Source organism: Brevundimonas sp. TWP3-1-2b1, from assembly GCF_049896165.1.
Classification (GTDB): Bacteria; Pseudomonadota; Alphaproteobacteria; order Caulobacterales; family Caulobacteraceae; genus Brevundimonas; species Brevundimonas subvibrioides_B.
This window is the reverse complement of sequence record NZ_JAFCTT010000007.1, coordinates 74,473-91,515: the sequence shown is the minus strand read 5'-3', so window position 1 is coordinate 91,515 and position 17,043 is coordinate 74,473. Positions and strand designations below refer to the sequence as shown.

The following is a 17,043-nucleotide window of genomic DNA, read 5'->3' as shown; positions in this document are numbered from 1 at the left end:
TTTGAGCCGGGCCTGAACGACGCCGCTCACCTCAGGTTCAGGCGGCCGCCGCCGTTTCGCCCAATTCGGCCACCTCGGCCGCCACGCGCACGCCGCTCCGGCCGCCGTGCACCTTTTGCATCAGCCGGGCCAGGGCGGCGAAGTCGATCGGCTTGTTCAGATAGGCGTCGGCGCCCGCTTCGAGGCCTGCCTGATGGTCCTCGTTTCGCGCCGAGGCGGACAGGACCGCGATCGGCGTCTCCGCGTTCGGCCCCTTGGTGCGGATCAGGCGCGTGGCGCTCAGACCGTCCATGACCGGCATGTTGACGTCCATGATGATCAGGTCGAACCGCTGCTGGCCCGCCATTTCGACAGCGATCTGACCGTTCTCGGCGGTGACGGTCGCATGGCCCGCCGAACCCAGCCAGGCTTCCAGGATCATGCGGTTGACCGGGTGATCCTCGACCACCAGGACGTTCAGGCTTTCCCCGTCGCCGACCTCGGCATCGATGGCCTCGGCCTCGGTCAAGGCCTGCCATTCGACCACGTCCGCCTCGACCACCAGGGTGAAGGTCGAGCCCTGGCCCACGGTGGAGGTCACGATGATGTCGCCGCCCATGATGTTGGCCATGCGCCGCGCGATGGTCAGTCCCAGGCCCGTGCCGCCGAACCGGCGGGTCGACGAGGCGTCGGCCTGGGTAAAGGGCTGGAACAGACGTTCGAGATCGGCCTCGGCAATGCCCGAACCGCTGTCGGTCACCGAAAAGGTGAAGGCCACCCGGCGGTCGTTGATGCGGGTGGATTCGGTGCGGAATTCGATCACACCGGCGTCGGTGAACTTCACCGCATTCGACAGCAGGTTCTGGAGCACCTGGCACACGCGCAAGGGATCGCCCTTCACCACGGCCGGGGTTTCACCGACGAAGGTAGAGCGGAACTCCAGCCCCTTGGCCTCGGCCTGGGCCACGAACGGGCCCGTCACGCGGCGATGCAGATCCTCGAGCGAGACGTCGATGCTCTCGAAGGTCATCTTGCCGGCCTCGATCTTGGTCATGTCGAGGATGTCGTTCAGCAGGCTCAGCAGGTTGTCGCCCGAGTTGCGGATGATCGACAGATATTCCCGCTGCGTCGTCTCCAGCCGCGTCGCGCCCAGCAACTGGGCCGCGCCCAGGACGCCGTTCATCGGCGTGCGCAGTTCGTGCGAAATGACGCCGAGGAAGTTCGACTTGGCCTGGTTGGCGGCGTCCGCCTTGTCGCGGGCGCCCTGCAGTTCCTCGATCAGGTGGGCCTGATGCTCCTGGAAGGCGCGAATTCGCTCTTCGCGCAGCATGGTCATGGTCACCAGAACGAACATGCCGGCAGAGGTGAAGGGCAGGATGGCCACGAACGGCCAGAACAGCGGCCCGCCCCACAGGCTGGCGGCGATGATCAGCGCCGCCAGCGTATAGGGCGACGAGATCACGATCGCCTGTTTCGGCGAGCTTCTAAGCTGGGCAAATACGAGCACATAGCCGCTGACCAGCAGGGCTACGGCCAGCGGTTGTCCGAACGGATGAGGCGAGAACCACGCCATCAGGGGCGCGGAGGCCCAGGCGGCGGTGGTCACGGTGGCGACGGCGGGGAACACCAGGCCCCAGCCCGCATCGACCCGACCCGCCATGCCCTTTTCGACCTTGCCGCGGATCGCGCCGGCGCCGACCGTGCCGATGAACCAGATGATGGCCTCGACCCAGCCGACCGTGCCCAGCAGGCCGATCGCCCAGCTGCCGATGATGATGTAGCGCAGATACTGGGTTTGCAGGATCGCCGTCAGGGCCTGCGCAGCCTCGCTCGCGCTAACGCCCGCCGAGCGACCCGCGTCGAGGCTTTTGCCGATATCCTCGGATCCAACCATACGTTCGCGCCATCCCTGAAAGTCCCGGGACTGACGCTATGACGAACCTTCTAAGACGAGGTGAACGCTGGTTTCTCCTCAACCCCCGGCTTCATCAGGGGTCAGGGCCTTGATCGACAGCGCATGGACCGGCCCCGCCAGCTCGTCGGCCAGCACGGCGTTCACCGCCCGCTGACGCTGCACCCGCCCCAGGCCCGCGAAAGCCTCAGACACGATAGTCAGGTTGAAATGGCTTTCGCCGCCGGGCTTCGCGTCCATTCCGCCTTCGTGATGGTGTCCGGCGTGCCTGGCGCTGTCATCTTCGAGCTCCAGCCGTGTCGGCTGGAGCGCGGATGTGAGTTTTTCCCGCATAATCGACGCGATAGGGCCTTCCGGCATGTCGGTTTCCTTGATGGTGACCAATTCGACCCTACACTGGGATCAATGCCAGCGTCATTCGAGTACAAACCCCGTTTCAAAGACATGCGGATCAAACCGCCCAAGGCCGGCGAAGCCGAAGCCGCGGCCGATGTCCTGCACCTGAAGCCCGGCGAGAAGCCGTGCGACTGGCCCGATTGTCTCAAAGCCTCGACGGCCAAGGCGCCGAAGTCGCGCGAGCGGCTGAACGACTTCTATGAATTCTGCCAGCCGCACGCCGCCGAGTACAACAAGAGCTGGAATTTCTACGCCGGCATGAACGAGGCCCAGGTTCGCGCAGCCAAGGAAAACGAGGCCATGACCGGCGGCCGTCCCACCTGGGAAATGAAGGCCGGCAAGAACTCGCGCGAAGCCGCCGCCTTCGCCTCGAAGATGGGCACGACCCGGGCGGAAGGCGCCGCCGGCTCATGGCAGGACAGTTTCGGCCTGTTCGGTCGCCGCGTCCGCGAACAGGCGGTCAACGAGGAAGACACCCTGCGAATCGGCAAGCTGGAGCGTCAGGCCCTGGCGGACCTCGATCTGGACCTCCGCACCGACAAGGCGGGCATCAAGGCGCGCTATCATGAGCTGCTGAAACGCTTCCACCCTGACCTCAACCAGGGCGACCGCGGCGCCGAAGCCAAGCTCCAGCGCGTCATCAAGGCCTACAAGACGCTGAAGAAGGCCGGGATCGCCGGCTGAAACACCCTCTCCTCCCTGCTGCTCAGCGGTGGGGAGGCGGCAGAGAGCCCTTGTGAGCTGACGGCAGGGGTCTTGCCGCCGCAGAGAACCCCTCCGTATCCACCACCCCATCGCTGGCGCGACAGGGAGGAGACACTACGTAAGCGGTTCCCACACCCAGGAGCGCTCCATGAACATCCTCTACAAGGCTCACGCCACCTCGACCGGCGGCGGCCGCGACGAAGGCCGCTCGGCCACCAACGACGGCAAGATCGATGTCCTGCTGTCCCTCCCCGCCGAGATGGGCGGCAAGGGCGGCGCGGGCACCAATCCCGAACAGTTGTTCGCGGCCGGTTATGCCGCCTGCTACATGGGCGCCCTGCGTCTGGTCTCGGGCAAGGCGGGCACGCCGGTCGGCCCCGACACGAAGATCCACACCACGGTCGGCATCGGCCCCAACACGCGCGGCGAAGGTTTCAACCTCGACATCGCCATCAAGGTCACCGACCACGGCCTCGACAAGGCGACCATAGACGCCCTGATCCAGGCCGCGCATCAGGTCTGCCCCTACTCCAACGCCACCCGCGGCAACGTCGACGTGGACCTGTCGGCGGAATAACTGACGCACCGGGCCGCGCGCGTGTTGAGCCGCGCGCGCGGCGCCTCTAGATGATGCCCATGGCTCCTCTCCTCGACGCGACCCCCGATCCGCTGCTGACGTTCGAACCCCACCGCAAGGTCTCCGTGCGCGAGATCTTCGGCATCGATTCCGACATGATGGTGCCCAGGTTCGACACGGTCGACAGCCATGTCCCCGAGACCGATCCGGCCTACAAGTTTGACCCCCAGACGACCCTGGCCATCTGCGCCGGCTTCGCCTTCGACCGTCGCGTCATGGTCCAGGGCTATCACGGCACCGGCAAGTCGACCCATATCGAACAGGTCGCCGCCAAGCTGAACTGGCCGACCATCCGCGTGAACCTGGACAGCCACGTCAGCCGCATCGACCTGGTCGGCAAGGACGCCATCGTCCTGAAAGACGGCAAACAGATCACCGAGTTCCGCGAGGGCATGCTGCCCTGGGCCCTGCAACGCCCGATCGCCCTGTGTTTCGACGAATACGACGCGGGCCGCCCTGATGTGATGTTCGTCATCCAGCGCGTGCTGGAAGCCCAGGGTCGCCTGACCCTGCTGGACCAGAACCGCGTCATCCGGCCCAACAAATGGTTCCGCCTGTTCGCCACGACCAACACCATCGGTCTGGGCGACACCTCGGGCCTGTATCACGGCACCCAGCAGATCAATCAGGGCCAGATGGACCGCTGGAACATCGTCACCACCCTGAACTACCTCGACCACGACGTTGAGGCCGAGATCGTCGCCGCCAAGGCGCCCGAGTGGAACACCGCCGACGGCAAGCGCGCCATCGCCGCCATGGTCCGCGTCGCCGACATGACCCGCAACGCCTTCATGAACGGCGACATCTCCACGGTCATGAGCCCCCGCACGGTCATCACCTGGGCCCAGAACGCGACGATCTTCGGCGGCGACCTGGGGCTGAGCTTCCGGCTGACCTTCCTCAACAAGTGCGACGAGCTGGAACGGCCGACCATCGCGGAATTCTACCAGCGGGCGTTCGGGGAGGACCTCCCCGAGGCGGCGACGCGGGTGAAGGTGGGTTAATGACGACCGCCGACTACGCGCTGATCATCAGTATCGTATCGGTCTTTATCGCTATCGCTTCGTTCGTCTGGAACGTCTGGTCGAAGTTCATATTCCCTAAGCCGAAGGCTTCCGCATCGGCTGGCATCTTTATGATGTACACGGATGCTGGCTCCTCGAACCAGCATCTGGCGGTGACATTCACGAACCACGGGCCAGGCGAACTAACGCTTCATCTCGCGTGCATCAAATACAAGCCTTGGCCTTGGTCCAAAGCGTTAGCAGCTATGCTCAACCCGATACATAACTTTCCGTACGAACCTTACGAGAGCTTGGGACCATTTAGTGGAGGGCTGCCTAAGAAGCTGCTCGTGGGCGAAGGGCACACAATTCGCTTCCCGTACGAGGCAAATGGCTTTCTCGCCTTGCCATTCTCGCATCTTGGCGCGGTCGATACTTTCGGACGCGACCATTGGGTGCCCAAAAAGCAAATCAAAGCCATCCGTAAGCAGTTTAAAGAAGACTTCCCGGACGCACCCGCGCGCAAATGGGGCGAGCAGCCCGACCAAGGCGAGTTGGAATCTAACAATTAAGCGTGGACGACAAATCCAAGGAGGTGCCCCCTCACCCCCTCCGGCCACCCCGCCACCCCGCCTCGAACCCCGCCGCGTCCCCCCACGAACAGCCTCCGCGTCGCCTCCTCATACCCCGGCAGATCTCCCGCCACCGCGGTCATGAAGCGGTAGGCCGCCTCCCGGCCCTTCCTCACCCGGTCCGGCCCCTCGGCCTCCCCCACCGTGCACCCGGCCCCCGGGGTCCGGCTTCGCCGGCCCGAGGATGAACTACGGCCGGGGTCCAGAGGCACACTCCGTCGGCTGGAGCAGGCACGGCAACTCCAGACTTCTTGGCGTCCATCCCGTGATCTGGACCCCGGCCTTCGCCGGGGTGCACGGTGAGGGGGGAGGCTGCGCGGCGGGTCGGTGATCACGGCTCGCCGATGCGCCGTTTCACTTCGACCCGCTCCGCAACCCGGTTCCGCTTCCAGAACGCGCGGCTGGTGTCGCGCAGGTGTTTCCACCAGGCCGAGAGGCTCAACGGCGTCGCCAGATAGCCCTTCTTTACCGACGCCATCACCAACCGTGCACCCCGGCAAAGGCCGGGGTCCAGAGGCACACTCCGTCGTCTTGTGCAGAATCACAACCCAGACTTGATTTTTTGAGACCCGTCCTGTGATCTGGACCCCGGCCGCGGTTCATCCTCGGGCCGGCGAAGCCGGACCCGGGGGCCGGGGTGCACGGAGAAGTGTGAGCCGGGATGCACGGAGATTGGGATGGCGCGTCAGGTCTATGTCGGGATGCGGCGCGACGGCGGCCCGATCGGCTTCTGGGTCTACATCATGGCCAACAGGCGCAACGGCACGACCTATGTCGGCCAGACCGACGACCTCGCCAAGCGCGTCCATCAGCATCGCACCGGGACAGGTTCCGACTACACTCGCAAATACGGTTGCAAGACACTGGTCTGGGCGGAGTGGCACGAGACCCGCGCGGGCGCCTTTCAACGGGAGCGCCGGATCAAGGAATGGAACCGGGCGTGGAAGCTGCGCCTGATCGAGGAGAAGAACCCGACCTGGTCAGACAGGCTGGAGTACTACCTGAACTGACCCCTCCCCCATCTCCGTGCACCCCAGCGAAGGCCGGGGTCCAGATCAAGGACACAGGCCGCCGGGATGGGCCACCTGACTGTTATTCAAGGGCACTGTCTGCTCCATCTGGACCCCGGCCTTCGCCGGGGTGCACGGAGAAGTGTGGATCAGGAGACAACCAACCCCGCCGCATACTCCCGCACCCCCTCCGGCCAACCCGCCACCGCCGCGTCGAACCCCGCCGCGTCCCCCGCGAACAGCCTCCGCGTCGCCTCCTCATACCCCGGCAGGTCCCCCGCCACGGCGGTCATGAAGCGGTAGGCCGCCTCCCGGCCCTTGCGCACCCGGTCCGGCCCCTCGGCCTCCCTCAGCGACGCTTCGACCAGTTTCCTCAGCGCCACCGACGCCCCGCCGGGCTGGCCGGCCAGCCAGTCCCAGTGGCGCGGCAACAGGGTGACCTCGCGCGCCGTCACCCCCAGCTTGGGCCGCCCCGGCCCGCGCTTCGGCTCCTCGACCGGCGGCGCCAGCCGCGCCAGCGTCGCTTCCAGGTCGCCGCGCAGGTCGAACTCGACCGGCCGGGCGTCGGCGTCGTCGAACACCAGCACGCTCTCGCCCGCCTCGACCGCCGCCTTCACCGCGCCCACGATCTCGCGCGGCGAACCGGACGCGATCCGCCGATGGCCGGCGAAGGCGGTGCAGGATTGAACTGTGGCGGCGGACATGACGGAATCTCCTCGAAATCGAGGCCTGATTTGCCCGGATGAAATCATGCCGTCAATATCGCCCGGGTATTAATCCCGCGCGACAGGCCGCCGGTCGTCGGGAATGATCGAGCCGGCGATCCAGCTGACTACGCCGGTCACGATCGCCGCGCCCACGCCCGCCCACAGACCCTCGACCACGAACCCACCGAGGAAACTCGCGACGATCCCGATCGTCGCCGCGTTCACGACCAGCAGGAACAGGCCGAAGGTGATCACCGTCAGCGGGAAGGTCACGAACACCAGCACCGGCCGCACGATGGCGTTGACCAGCCCCAGCAGCACCGCCGCCGCGACCAGGGACCCGGTCGACAGGAACTCCACCCCCGGCACCAGATAGGCCGCCAGCCACAGGCCCAGCGCCGTCACCACCGCCTGAAGGATGAATCTCAGCATCTCGTCGTTCCCGCTTTCGCCATTATCGTCACGCTTGATATCGCCATGCCTTAACGGGCTCGCAAGGACCATTGTTCAAGGAACCTGAGCGGTTCGCGCGCGCTATCCCGACACGCCTCCCCGGCACACCCTCAGCAAGGATTTAGACCATGACCGACGAACGCATCGAAGGCGCCGCCACCGGCCTGAGCGGCAAGCTGAAAAGCGGCCTCGGCACCCTGACCGGCGACACGAAGCTGCAGCTCGAAGGCCGGTTCGACGAGGTCAAGGGCAAGGCGCTCGACTACTACGGCCGCGCCATCGACCAGCTGGAAACCCTGTCCGACCGCGCCCCGGAAGACCTGCGCGGCCCGGTCAGGACCGGCCTCGACTTCGCCCGTCGCAAGCCCCTGCTGACCACCGGCATCCTCGCCGGCATCGCCTTCCTGATGGCCGGCTCGGGCCGCCGCCGCTACTAGGGTCCGCCCCCGGACGAACGAAAGGCCCGGGATCGCTCCCGGGCCTTTTTGCTATTCCTCCCCCATCGGGGGAGGTGGCGCGGAGCTCTTCGCGACGTGACGGAGGGGGCCCACCTCAGACAACGAGTCTGCGGCCGGCCCCCTCCACCACTTCGTGGTCCCCCTCCCCCGTCGGGGGAGGAATAACCTAGACCGTCTCGCCGTCGACCGTTTCCTTCACCGGGCCGCCCGAGGCGGCCTTGATGTCGAAGACGATCTTGCCGTCCTTGAGCTCGACCTTCACATGGCCGCCGCGCGTGAGGCGTCCGAACAGGATGTCGTCGGCCAGCGGCTTCTTGATGTTTTCCTGGATGACCCGACCCAGGGGACGGGCGCCATACAGTTCGTCGAAGCCGTTCTTGGCCAGCCAGTCGGCCGCGTCGTCGCTCAGTTCGATGGTGATGTTGCGGTCCGCCAGCTGGGCTTCCAGCTGCAGGACGAACTTGGTCACCACCTGACGGATGACGTCCGGCTGCAGCGACTTGAACGAGACCACCGCGTCCAGACGATTGCGGAACTCCGGCGCGAACAGGCGCTGGATGGCCTTCTCGTCCTCGCCCTCGACCTTGCCGCGCCCAAAACCGATCGAGGCCCGGGCATTGTCCGCCGCGCCCGCATTGGTGGTCATGATCAGGACCACGTTGCGGAAATCGACCTTCTTGCCGACGGCGTCCGTCAGCATTCCGTTGTCCATGACCTGGAGCAGGATGTTGTAGACGTCCGGGTGGGCCTTCTCGATCTCGTCCAGCAGGACCACGGCGTGCGGATGCTGGTCGACGGCGTCGGTCAGAAGCCCGCCCTGGTCATGCCCGACATAGCCCGGAGGGGCGCCGATCAGGCGGCTCACCGTGTGCCGCTCCATGTATTCCGACATGTCGAAGCGCAGCAGCTCGATGCCCAAGGTGGCGGCGAGTTGCTTGGCCACCTCGGTCTTGCCCACGCCGGTCGGGCCGGCGAACAGGAACGACCCGATCGGCTTCTGCGGATCGCGCAGGCCGGCGCGGGCCAGCTTCATGGCCGAGGCCACCTGTTCGATCGCCGAGTCCTGACCGAAGACGGCCCGGTTCAGGTCCTTCTCCAGTTCGCGCAAACCTTCGGTGTCGGACTTCGACACCGACTTCGGCGGGATGCGCGCCATCTTGGCGACGACGGCCTCGACCTCCTTCTGGCCGATGACCTTCTTGCGCTTGTTCTCGGGCAGCAGCATCTGCGACGCCCCCGCCTCGTCGATCACGTCGATCGCCTTGTCGGGCAGTTTGCGGTCGGTCATGTAGCGGGCCGACAGCTCCACGGCCGAGCGGATCGCCGCATCGGTGTAGCGCAGCCTGTGGTGGCTCTCGTAGGCGGTCTTCAGCCCTTTGAGGATCTTCACCGTGTCCTCGACCGTCGGCTCGTTGACGTCGATCTTCTGGAAGCGACGCACCAGGGCGCGGTCCTTCTCGAAATGCTGGCGATATTCCTTGTAGGTCGTCGACCCCATGCAGCGCAGGGTGCCGGACGCCAGGGCGGGCTTCAGCAGGTTGGACGCATCCATCGCCCCGCCCGAGGTCGCGCCCGCGCCGATCACCGTATGGATCTCGTCGATGAACAGGATCGCGTTCTCGTGGTTCTCCAGCTCCTTGACGACCTGCTTCAGCCGTTCCTCGAAGTCGCCGCGATAGCGGGTGCCGGCCAGCAGCGCCCCCATGTCGAGGCTGTAGATGGTCGCGCCTTCCAGCACGGCCGGGACCTCGTGGTTGACGATCTTGAGCGCCAGGCCTTCGGCGATGGCGGTCTTGCCCACGCCGGGTTCGCCGACCAGCAGCGGATTGTTCTTGGTCCGGCGGCACAGGATCTGGATCGCCCGGTCCACCTCGGCATGACGGCCGATCAGCGGGTCGATCTTGCCCTTGCGCGACTTCTCGTTGAGGTCGACGCAATAGGCTTCCAGCGCCTCGCCGCCCGACTTCACGGCGGCGGCGTCCTCGGCCTCCTCCGGCGACTGGCCGGCGGTCTTGGCCGGACGCTGCTCGCTCATGCCCGCCTTCTTGGCGATGCCGTGGGCGATGTAGTTGACGGCGTCGTAGCGCGTCATGTCCTGCTCCTGCAGGAAATAGGCGGCGTGGCTCTCGCGCTCGCTGAAGATGGCGACCAGCACATTGGCCCCGGACACCTCCTCGCGGCCCGAGGACTGGACGTGGATCACCGCGCGCTGGATCACGCGCTGGAAGCCGGCGGTGGGCTTGGCGTCCTCCCCGTCCGAGGTCGCCAGCGCGGCCAGGTCGGTGTCGACATACAGGGTCAGCGCCGTCTTCAGCGCGACCAGATCGACGTTACAGGCCTTCATCACCCCGCTGGCGTCAGTGTCGTCGATGAGGGCGAGCAGCAGGTGTTCGAGCGTCGCATACTCGTGGCGGCGTTCGTTGGCGTAGGAGACCGCGCGATGCAGGGTCTCTTCGAGAGGACGTGAAAACGAGGGCATGGGGAGATCCTCTCAGTCTTTTTCCATAGTGCATTGCAGCGGATGCTGGTGACGGCGCGCCGTCTCGACCACCTGGGCGACCTTGGTTTCGGCCACTTCGTAGGTGAAGACGCCGCAGACCCCGACGCCATGCTGGTGCACATGCAGCATGATGCGGGTCGCGTCCTCGCGGCTCTTCTGGAAGAACCGCTCCAGCACATAGACGACGAATTCCATCGGCGTGTAGTCGTCGTTCAGGATCAGCACCCGATACAGCGAGGGCTTCTGAAGCTTCGGTTTCGTTTCGGTGATGGTGCCAGCGCCGAAGCCCTGATCCTGTCCTTCACCTGGCCTTTTGGTTGGCATCGTCGTCCGTCATTTCGGGGGAGTCGAAACGCTATGTAGGAAGTGTCAGCCGGTTTTGGAGTCGCGTCCAGTCACGGCTGTCGTGAAACGCCCGCGGAGCGCTGGCGCCATCCGCCGTTTCGCGCCTGCGCTTCATCAGCCGCGCCGAGAGTTTCGCTCGCGATCGTCGCATCGACGAGGTCCAGCACAGCCTCGGGCGTATCGCTCCCAGCCATCCGGATATCGCCCGACGAGGGCGCCAACGGAGCCAGCACCTGCATGGCCCAGCCGTCGTCGCGCCGACAGGCCAGGCCCGCCACCCCGGCCTCGCCCGCCCGGAACGTCCGGCACCAGCGCCCCTCCCCATCCCTGAACGTCAGCCCCACCGATCGGCCCGCTCCGTCAGCTCCGTCGGCGTTCAGTCGCGTGTCCAGCACCCGGACCAGACCCGCGTCGGACAGTGCCCCGCCTTCGACGCGGAGACCCTCGGAACGACCGCCCAGCAAAGGCCCCAGCGCCAGCCCGCCGACGAAGGCCGCCGTCGCCAGTCCGCCCCAGATCATCGCCCGGCGCGGCGCGAACGCCTCCGCCAGAGCCCTGCCGATCCCTTCGAACAGCGACGGCCGCCTCGATGCCGCGATCATCCGCGCCAGATCCCGGTCGCGCGCATCTGTCGCGGCCGGGAAGGCCCCTGCCGCCGCCGTCCGCGTCCGCCGCAGCGCCGCAATCCGGGCGGCGATCGTCGGATCCGCCTCTGCCGCCGCATCCACGGCCGCCGCCTCCGTCGGGTCCAGTTCGCCGTCGACCCGGCGCATCAGGATTTCGTCGTCCAGCCGGATCATCCGGTCACTCCTTGTTCGGCCAGGGTCTGGATCAGGCTCTGCCTGCCCCGGATCAACCGGCTCGTCAGCGTCCCTGCGGGCACGCCCAGCACCTTGGCCGCCTCGGCGTAGGAAAGCCCTTCGACCAGCACCAGGGCGACGGCGTGCCTCTGATCGTCCGGCAGGGCGTGTATGGCGTCACGCGCCGCCAGGGCGTCCGCACGCAGGCTTTCGTCAGCCTGGCTCAGGTCCGCCACCCGGACGGTGGCGTCGTCCTCGGCCGCCACCACCCTGCACCAGCGCAGGATCGATCGGCCTTCGTCTATCGCGATCCGTCTCATGATTGTGAAGGTCCAGCTGTCGAGCCGCGTGCCGTCCCTAAATTTCGACCGCGACGCCAGCGCCCGCTCGACGGTCTGCTGGACCAGATCCTGCGCGTCCGCATCGTGGGGCCGCAGAACACGCGCAAAGCGGCGCAGACGCGGAAGCAGGTCCACAAGCCCCGTCTGAAATTCGTCCAAACCCCTACCTCGTCCATGTCGGATGAAACGACCGGCCCCGTTCGTTTCATCCATGGCATAGGACGAATGTAAGGCCGTGCAGCGCAAGACGGACGAAAGGAAGACGATGGCTCTGGCCAGACGGATTGCAGCCACGGGGATCGCGGGATGCCTGGCGCTGGCGGCCATCGCGGTCTCCACCCCGTCATGGGCGCAGCTGGGCGGCCTGCCCGGTCCTGCCCTGCCGAACCTGCCGTCCGCCCTCATGGATCGACTGCCGCGCGGGGGCGATGATCTGATCGATCGCACTCTGGACCGCGCGCTTCAGGCGCCGGCCCGGCTGGACGACTTGATCCGCCGCTCGCGTGGCGCGCTCCAGGCCGATCCGCTCGGCTGGCCCGTCGCCGCCAGAGAGATCGTCGCCATCGACCTGTCGCCCGACGCCCGGACCCGAGCCCTGGCAGGGGGATATTCCGTCCTCCGCGAGGAGCCGCTGGAGGCGCTCGGCCTCTCCGCCACCGTGCTCTCGCCGCCACGCCGGACGTCGCTCTCGCGCGCCGTGGACCGCCTGCGCCGGATCGCGCCCGAGGCCGACATCGCCTTCAACCATGTCCACGTTCCGGCGAGCATGGAGGGCCCGGGCGCGACCCGCGGCCTCGCCGCGACCGGTCCCCAGCCGACGAACGCCCGACTGGGTCTGATCGACACCGGCATCGACGTCACCCACCCGGCCTTCACTGGATCCGGCGTCACCCAGCGCGGCTTCGCCGGCCCCGCCCGGGTCGGCGCGCACGGCACGGCCGTCGCCTCCCTGATGATCGGCCGCAGCGGCGCCTTCGCGGGCGGGTCGCCCGGCGCCGACATCATGGTGGCCGACATCTACGGCGGACAGGCGGCGGGCGGCACCTCCACCGGCCTCGCCCAGGCCCTGGCCTGGATGGTCGAACAGCGCGCCACGGTCGTGAACGTCAGCCTTGTCGGTCCCCGCAACGCCCTGGTGGCGCGTGCCGTCGCGGCAGCCCAGGCGCGCGGCGTCACCTTGGTCGCCGCCGTCGGCAACGACGGTCCGGCCGCCCCGCCCCTCTACCCCGCCTCCTATGAAGATGTGGTCGGGGTGACCGCAGTCACCGCGCGCGACCGGGTCCTGCCCGAGGCCGCGCGCGGGCCGCAGGTTGATTTCGCCGCCCCGGGCGCCGACATGGCCGCCGCCGGCGCGGCCGGAAGCTGGACGACCGTGCGCGGTTCCTCCTTCGCCGCCCCCATCGTGGCGGGTCTTCTCGCCCGGGAGGCCGTCTCGGCCCTCGCGGAGACCGCAGTCGACCTCGGCGAACGCGGCCGGGATCCGGTCTATGGCGCGGGTCTCGTCGGCGCCCGGTCGCGGGTCACGCCGGACGCCATGGGTGCCCGAGGCCGGTTGTCGCGCTGAAAAATAGTCGCCCACCCGGGATGAAACCGGGGCGGCCGGTCGTTGGACCCTGTGCGGGCGTCACGCCCCACAAGCCACAGGAGATCCTGACATGAACAAGACACTCACCCTGGCGACCGTCGCCTTCGGCCTGGCCCTGGCCGGCGGCACCCAAGCCCAGATCCTCGGCGGATCGGGCGGACTGACCGGCGGACTGGGCGGCGGACTGGGCGGCGGACTGGGCGGCGGCCTCGGAGGGCTGGGCGGAGCCGGTTCCTACGGCGGGACCGGATCCCTGACCGGCGGCCTCGACCCGTCGAGGCTGCGGGATCGGGCCACGGACGGTCTGACCCGCGCCGAACGCCGCACCCAGGCCGCCCAGGCGCGCGCTGCCGCTGCGGCCTCCCGCGCCGGCGACCGGGCCGGAACCGCGGCCGCCCACGGCCAGGGCGCCCTCGGCGGAACGCTCAATCGCGCCGGGTCGCTGCAGGGCGAGGGTTCCGGCGCCCTGAACGGCGCGGCCGCCTTCACCGACGGCGCGCTCTCGGGCTCAGCCTCTAGCGCCGGCCAGGGCGGCCTCGTCCCGGCCCCCGCTGTCGAGCAAGACCCCGCCAGCCCGGAGTCCGGCGATCAGGCGGCAGCCCCCGCAGCCGATCCCCAGTCCGTGGCCAGTGATCCCCCGGCCCGTACGCGCGCCCTCAACGGCGCCGGCGGCTTCAACGGTGCGACCTCGGCAAACCGCAACGGCGCATCGCTCTCGGCGGGCGCGACCGCTTCCGGCTCTGCACGTCGCGACTGATCCCCACGGCGACGCGCATAAAGAAGGCCCCCCGGATTGCTCCGGGGGGCCTTTTCGTTACGCGACGGGAAAAAGTCGGGTCGCCTTAGCGGGCAGCCTGGAACTTCTCGACCGAGGCGGTGACGCGCTCGTTGATGGGCTTGAAGCTGTCCTTGACCGAACCGGTCAGGGTCTCGGTCATCTTGGTGACTTCCGAGAGATAGGTTTCCATCGCCGACTTGGCGAAGTTGGTCTGCAGCTCGATCAGCTCCTGGATCGAACGGGCTTGCGAGATGGTCTGGGCGGCGGCGACGCCGTTTTCCCAGCTCGTCTTGCCGTACGAAACGACCTGGGCCGACAGGGCCTCGGCGCCCTTCTGGGCGGCGGTGGCCGAGGCGGTCAGGGCTTCGAGGTTCTGCTTCGACTGGGCCGACAGTTCCGCCATCGTGGCAGAGGTCTTCTCGACGCCTTCGCGCAGGGCTTGCGTGCCCTTGGCCTGGAGCTGTTCGGCCTGGGCCTTGAACTGCTCGCCCTGGACCTTGGCGGTCGCGGTGGCCTGTTCGATGGTCTTCTTCACGGTTTCGGTGCTGTCAGCCATGGTGGTCTCCTGAACCTGGTGTGGCGGTTGGCCCGCCTGAATGGTGCTCTCCCCGGGCGAGTCCCGGGTCGACGCCGCGCTTATGGTGCAAGTGCGAACAGGGGTCAAGAACTTTTGTGCACTGCACCATATTATCGATGTTCACCTGTTCGCGTGTCAGGATTGGTTCGTTCAAATCCGCGTTGATACCTGCTTAACCACCGTGAAACCTGCGGCCCTCATGCTAGGTTCTTCACTTGCGTCGCGCCGGGGGGCCGTCGCCGCGTCACGGATGTAAGAGGCTTCGCTTGGCGATGATGCGTACCGGATCGACCTCACTCCGTCGCCCCACCCTGCACAGGGTCGTCGCAGGCCTGGTTGCGCTTAGCCTGCTGGTCGGCCTCGCCGGCCTCGGCTTCAGCCGGGTTCAGGCCCAGTCGGGCGAGAACAGCCGCTACGCCGCCATCGTCGTCGACGCCGGCACCGGAGAGGTCCTGTTCGCCCGCCACGCCGACAGCCGTCGCTATCCGGCCTCCATCACCAAGATGATGACCCTGTATCTGGTGTTCGAGGCGCTCGAAAAGGGTACGGCGACGCTGGACGACGTCATCACCGTCTCGCCGCTCGCCGCCTCCCAGCCGCCGTCCAAGCTGGGCCTCGCCGCCGGCCAGACGATTCGTCTGGACGACGCCATGCGCGCCACAGCCGTCCGCTCGGCCAATGACATGGCCATGGCCCTCGCCGAAGAGATCGGGGGGTCCCAGGCCCGCTTCGCCTCGATGATGACGCTGAAGGCCGAGGAACTGGGGATGACCCAGACCCGCTACGTCAATCCGAACGGCCTGCCCGACAGCCGCCAGCTGACCTCGGCCCGCGACCTCGCCATCCTCGCCCGCGCCATCATGCGCGATTACCCCCAGTATTACAGCTACTTCGGCCTGCACGACTGGAACTATCAGGGCCGCGAGTACCGCAACACCAACGGCCTGCTGCTGAGCGGCGCCGGCTATGACGGCATCAAGACCGGCTTCACCAACGCCTCGGGCTACAACCTCGCCGCCTCGGCGGTGCGCAACGGCAAGCGGGTCATCACCATCGTGCTCGGCGGCCGGTCCAGCCCGACGCGCAACGCCCATGTCGCCGCCCTGATGGACACCGGCTTCGAGGTCGAGAACCGCCGCGCCGCCGGTGAGCGCATCCAGGTGGCCCAGGCCTTCTTCGAGGCGCGCGGCTTCGGCATCGGCGGCCCCGACACGGGCGGCGCCGTCGCCTATGCGGCCCTCAACGGCGCCCCGGCCGAGATCGAGGAAGGCCAGGGCTCCAGCGGCATCGCCTACGCCTCCCTGCCCCTGCCGGCGTCCCAACCGGTGACTCCGACCGCCTCGCCGCCGGGCTACACCCGCGCGACGCCGGTCCCGCCCGCCGCCACGCCGCCGGTTCGCCGCGCCGAGGCGATCCCGGCTCCCAGAACCGGCAACCTGACCGCCAGCCTCAACGGCGGAGTCGCCGCGCCTCCCGGCGCGCCCTCAAGCCTGAACCGCGGCGCCGTCGCCAATCCGCCTCGCCCAGCCGCCACGCCGCCCGCCGGCCGCTGGTCCGTCCAGGTCGGCGCCTTCCGGGACGAAACTGTGGCCCGCAGCTGGCTGACCGAAGTCAATCGCCGCTTCCGCACCCAGTTCGCGGCCGCCGAACGGAGCGTCGCCAGCGCCGCTGGCTGGCATCGCTCACGCTTCACCGGCATGACCGAGGCCGCCGCACAGTCCGCCTGCGAAGCCCTCGCCCAACGCCGGGTCACCTGCATGGTCGTCCGCCCCGGCGGCTGACACCGGCCCTTCTCCGCCTGCGGAAGGGCCCCATACCCATCAACGGACGCCCGGAATCGCCCAACGATTTCAATGCCCGGAACTTTTGAGAGCCCTTTTACCAGGCGCCGTCCGAAACGGGCGTACACTTCTCCCGTCCCGTCGCGAGGGGAAGGCGTCCTGGGCCCAGGACCCGGACGTGCGGCGGGGCGCGATCGAGCGGGACCCGAAGGGCGGCGCGTAGCAGCCAAACCGCATCGTGGATCCGACCGAGGCCCCTTGTCCGGCGTAGAACCTGGACTTGCGGAGGCACGAACCGGAAGCGATGCGGGACTGTCCATGGGGCGTAAAACCCCGGAGCCCGGAGGGGCCTGAAACCCTCCGCCCGTCGTGGGCTTAAGTCTTTCTGGGATTAAACGGCGTCAAGCGTCGGGGGCGAATCGGCCACACCCGACAGGCCGCGA

Annotated in this window: 20 protein-coding genes; 9 read left to right on the top strand and 11 right to left on the bottom strand. The window is 67.7% G+C overall.

Annotated features, from left to right (window positions below):
* Window positions 1-37 precede the first annotated feature (37 nt).
* Both ACP7AB_RS08520 and ACP7AB_RS08515 read right to left on the bottom strand, forming a co-directional pair.
* Entirely contained in the window at window positions 38-1,873 is a 1,836-nt protein-coding gene (locus ACP7AB_RS08520) for a response regulator (protein ID WP_425989938.1), read from the bottom strand.
* Window positions 1,874-1,951: 78 nt separating this feature from the next.
* Window positions 1,952-2,251: a BolA family protein gene (locus ACP7AB_RS08515; protein WP_425990142.1), complete on the bottom strand. Its 300-nt coding sequence runs from the start codon at window positions 2,249-2,251 to the stop codon at window positions 1,952-1,954.
* A gap of 45 nt (window positions 2,252-2,296) precedes the next feature.
* Here ACP7AB_RS08515 and ACP7AB_RS08510 point away from each other — a divergent pair, with 45 nt between their 5' ends.
* The 4 genes from ACP7AB_RS08510 to ACP7AB_RS08495 all read left to right on the top strand — a co-directional run bounded on the left by ACP7AB_RS08510 (window position 2,297) and on the right by ACP7AB_RS08495 (window position 5,205).
* Window positions 2,297-2,971, top strand: a complete 675-nt coding sequence (locus tag ACP7AB_RS08510; RefSeq protein ID WP_425989936.1) for a J domain-containing protein — start codon at window positions 2,297-2,299, stop codon at window positions 2,969-2,971.
* A 169-nt stretch (window positions 2,972-3,140) separates the two neighbouring features.
* Window positions 3,141-3,569, top strand: coding sequence for an organic hydroperoxide resistance protein (locus tag ACP7AB_RS08505; protein ID WP_425989934.1), 429 nt, complete (start codon window positions 3,141-3,143; stop codon window positions 3,567-3,569).
* 53 nt (window positions 3,570-3,622) lie between these two features.
* Complete coding sequence (gene cobS / locus ACP7AB_RS08500) at window positions 3,623-4,633, top strand: cobaltochelatase subunit CobS (RefSeq protein WP_425990140.1); 1,011 nt, start codon at window positions 3,623-3,625, stop codon at window positions 4,631-4,633.
* Window positions 4,633-5,205, top strand: coding sequence for a hypothetical protein (locus ACP7AB_RS08495; RefSeq protein WP_425989932.1), 573 nt, complete (start codon window positions 4,633-4,635; stop codon window positions 5,203-5,205). Before cobS ends, ACP7AB_RS08495 begins: the two co-directional genes overlap by 1 nt.
* On the opposite strand, the gene ACP7AB_RS08490 is transcribed toward ACP7AB_RS08495, so the two are convergent.
* Window positions 5,202-5,348 carry a DUF2239 family protein gene (locus ACP7AB_RS08490; protein ID WP_425989930.1) on the bottom strand — a complete coding sequence of 49 codons (147 nt, stop codon included), beginning with the start codon at window positions 5,346-5,348 and terminating at the stop codon, window positions 5,202-5,204. The genes ACP7AB_RS08495 and ACP7AB_RS08490 overlap by 4 nt on opposite strands.
* Window positions 5,349-5,596: 248 nt before the next feature.
* Window positions 5,597-5,743: a hypothetical protein gene (locus ACP7AB_RS08485; protein ID WP_425989928.1), complete on the bottom strand. Its 147-nt coding sequence runs from the start codon at window positions 5,741-5,743 to the stop codon at window positions 5,597-5,599.
* 199 nt (window positions 5,744-5,942) lie between these two features.
* On the opposite strand from ACP7AB_RS08485, the gene ACP7AB_RS08480 reads away from it, so the two are divergent.
* Window positions 5,943-6,275 (top strand): GIY-YIG nuclease family protein, encoded by a 333-nt coding sequence (locus ACP7AB_RS08480; protein WP_425989926.1) that lies wholly within the window; start codon window positions 5,943-5,945, stop codon window positions 6,273-6,275.
* Between the two features lie 149 nt (window positions 6,276-6,424).
* On the opposite strand, the gene ACP7AB_RS08475 is transcribed toward ACP7AB_RS08480, so the two are convergent.
* On the bottom strand, window positions 6,425-6,979 hold the full coding sequence (locus tag ACP7AB_RS08475; RefSeq protein WP_425989924.1) for a DUF2239 family protein: 555 nt from the start codon (window positions 6,977-6,979) through the stop codon (window positions 6,425-6,427).
* Window positions 6,980-7,048: 69 nt separating this feature from the next.
* Complete coding sequence (locus ACP7AB_RS08470) at window positions 7,049-7,414, bottom strand: phage holin family protein (protein ID WP_425989922.1); 366 nt, start codon at window positions 7,412-7,414, stop codon at window positions 7,049-7,051.
* 149 nt (window positions 7,415-7,563) lie between these two features.
* Between ACP7AB_RS08470 and ACP7AB_RS08465 the strand changes: the two genes are divergently transcribed.
* A complete protein-coding gene (locus tag ACP7AB_RS08465; protein WP_425989920.1) occupies window positions 7,564-7,872 on the top strand; it encodes a CsbD family protein in 309 nt (102 codons plus the stop codon).
* A 187-nt stretch (window positions 7,873-8,059) separates the two neighbouring features.
* Here ACP7AB_RS08465 and clpA read toward each other — a convergent pair whose 3' ends face one another.
* The 4 genes from clpA to ACP7AB_RS08445 form a co-directional block, all read right to left on the bottom strand.
* On the bottom strand, window positions 8,060-10,372 hold the full coding sequence (gene clpA / locus ACP7AB_RS08460) for an ATP-dependent Clp protease ATP-binding subunit ClpA (protein WP_425989918.1): 2,313 nt from the start codon (window positions 10,370-10,372) through the stop codon (window positions 8,060-8,062).
* A 12-nt stretch (window positions 10,373-10,384) separates the two neighbouring features.
* Complete coding sequence (gene clpS, locus ACP7AB_RS08455) at window positions 10,385-10,717, bottom strand: ATP-dependent Clp protease adapter ClpS (RefSeq protein WP_303694323.1); 333 nt, start codon at window positions 10,715-10,717, stop codon at window positions 10,385-10,387.
* 71 nt (window positions 10,718-10,788) lie between these two features.
* Entirely contained in the window at window positions 10,789-11,538 is a 750-nt protein-coding gene (locus ACP7AB_RS08450) for a hypothetical protein (protein WP_425989916.1), read from the bottom strand.
* The gene (locus ACP7AB_RS08445; protein WP_425989914.1) at window positions 11,535-12,014 is read right to left on the bottom strand and encodes an RNA polymerase sigma factor; all 480 of its coding nucleotides are present in this window, start codon (window positions 12,012-12,014) and stop codon (window positions 11,535-11,537) included. The genes ACP7AB_RS08450 and ACP7AB_RS08445 overlap by 4 nt, the downstream gene beginning before the upstream one ends.
* A gap of 130 nt (window positions 12,015-12,144) precedes the next feature.
* On the opposite strand from ACP7AB_RS08445, the gene ACP7AB_RS08440 reads away from it, so the two are divergent.
* Both ACP7AB_RS08440 and ACP7AB_RS08435 read left to right on the top strand, forming a co-directional pair.
* Window positions 12,145-13,443: a S8 family serine peptidase gene (locus ACP7AB_RS08440; protein ID WP_426046131.1), complete on the top strand. Its 1,299-nt coding sequence runs from the start codon at window positions 12,145-12,147 to the stop codon at window positions 13,441-13,443.
* 91 nt (window positions 13,444-13,534) lie between these two features.
* Entirely contained in the window at window positions 13,535-14,221 is a 687-nt protein-coding gene (locus tag ACP7AB_RS08435) for a hypothetical protein (protein WP_425989910.1), read from the top strand.
* An 85-nt stretch (window positions 14,222-14,306) separates the two neighbouring features.
* Here ACP7AB_RS08435 and ACP7AB_RS08430 read toward each other — a convergent pair whose 3' ends face one another.
* Window positions 14,307-14,798, bottom strand: coding sequence for a phasin family protein (locus ACP7AB_RS08430; RefSeq protein WP_425989908.1), 492 nt, complete (start codon window positions 14,796-14,798; stop codon window positions 14,307-14,309).
* 293 nt (window positions 14,799-15,091) lie between these two features.
* Here ACP7AB_RS08430 and ACP7AB_RS08425 point away from each other — a divergent pair, with 293 nt between their 5' ends.
* Window positions 15,092-16,600, top strand: coding sequence for a serine hydrolase (locus ACP7AB_RS08425; RefSeq protein WP_425990138.1), 1,509 nt, complete (start codon window positions 15,092-15,094; stop codon window positions 16,598-16,600).
* The last annotated feature ends 443 nt before the right edge of the window (window positions 16,601-17,043 follow it).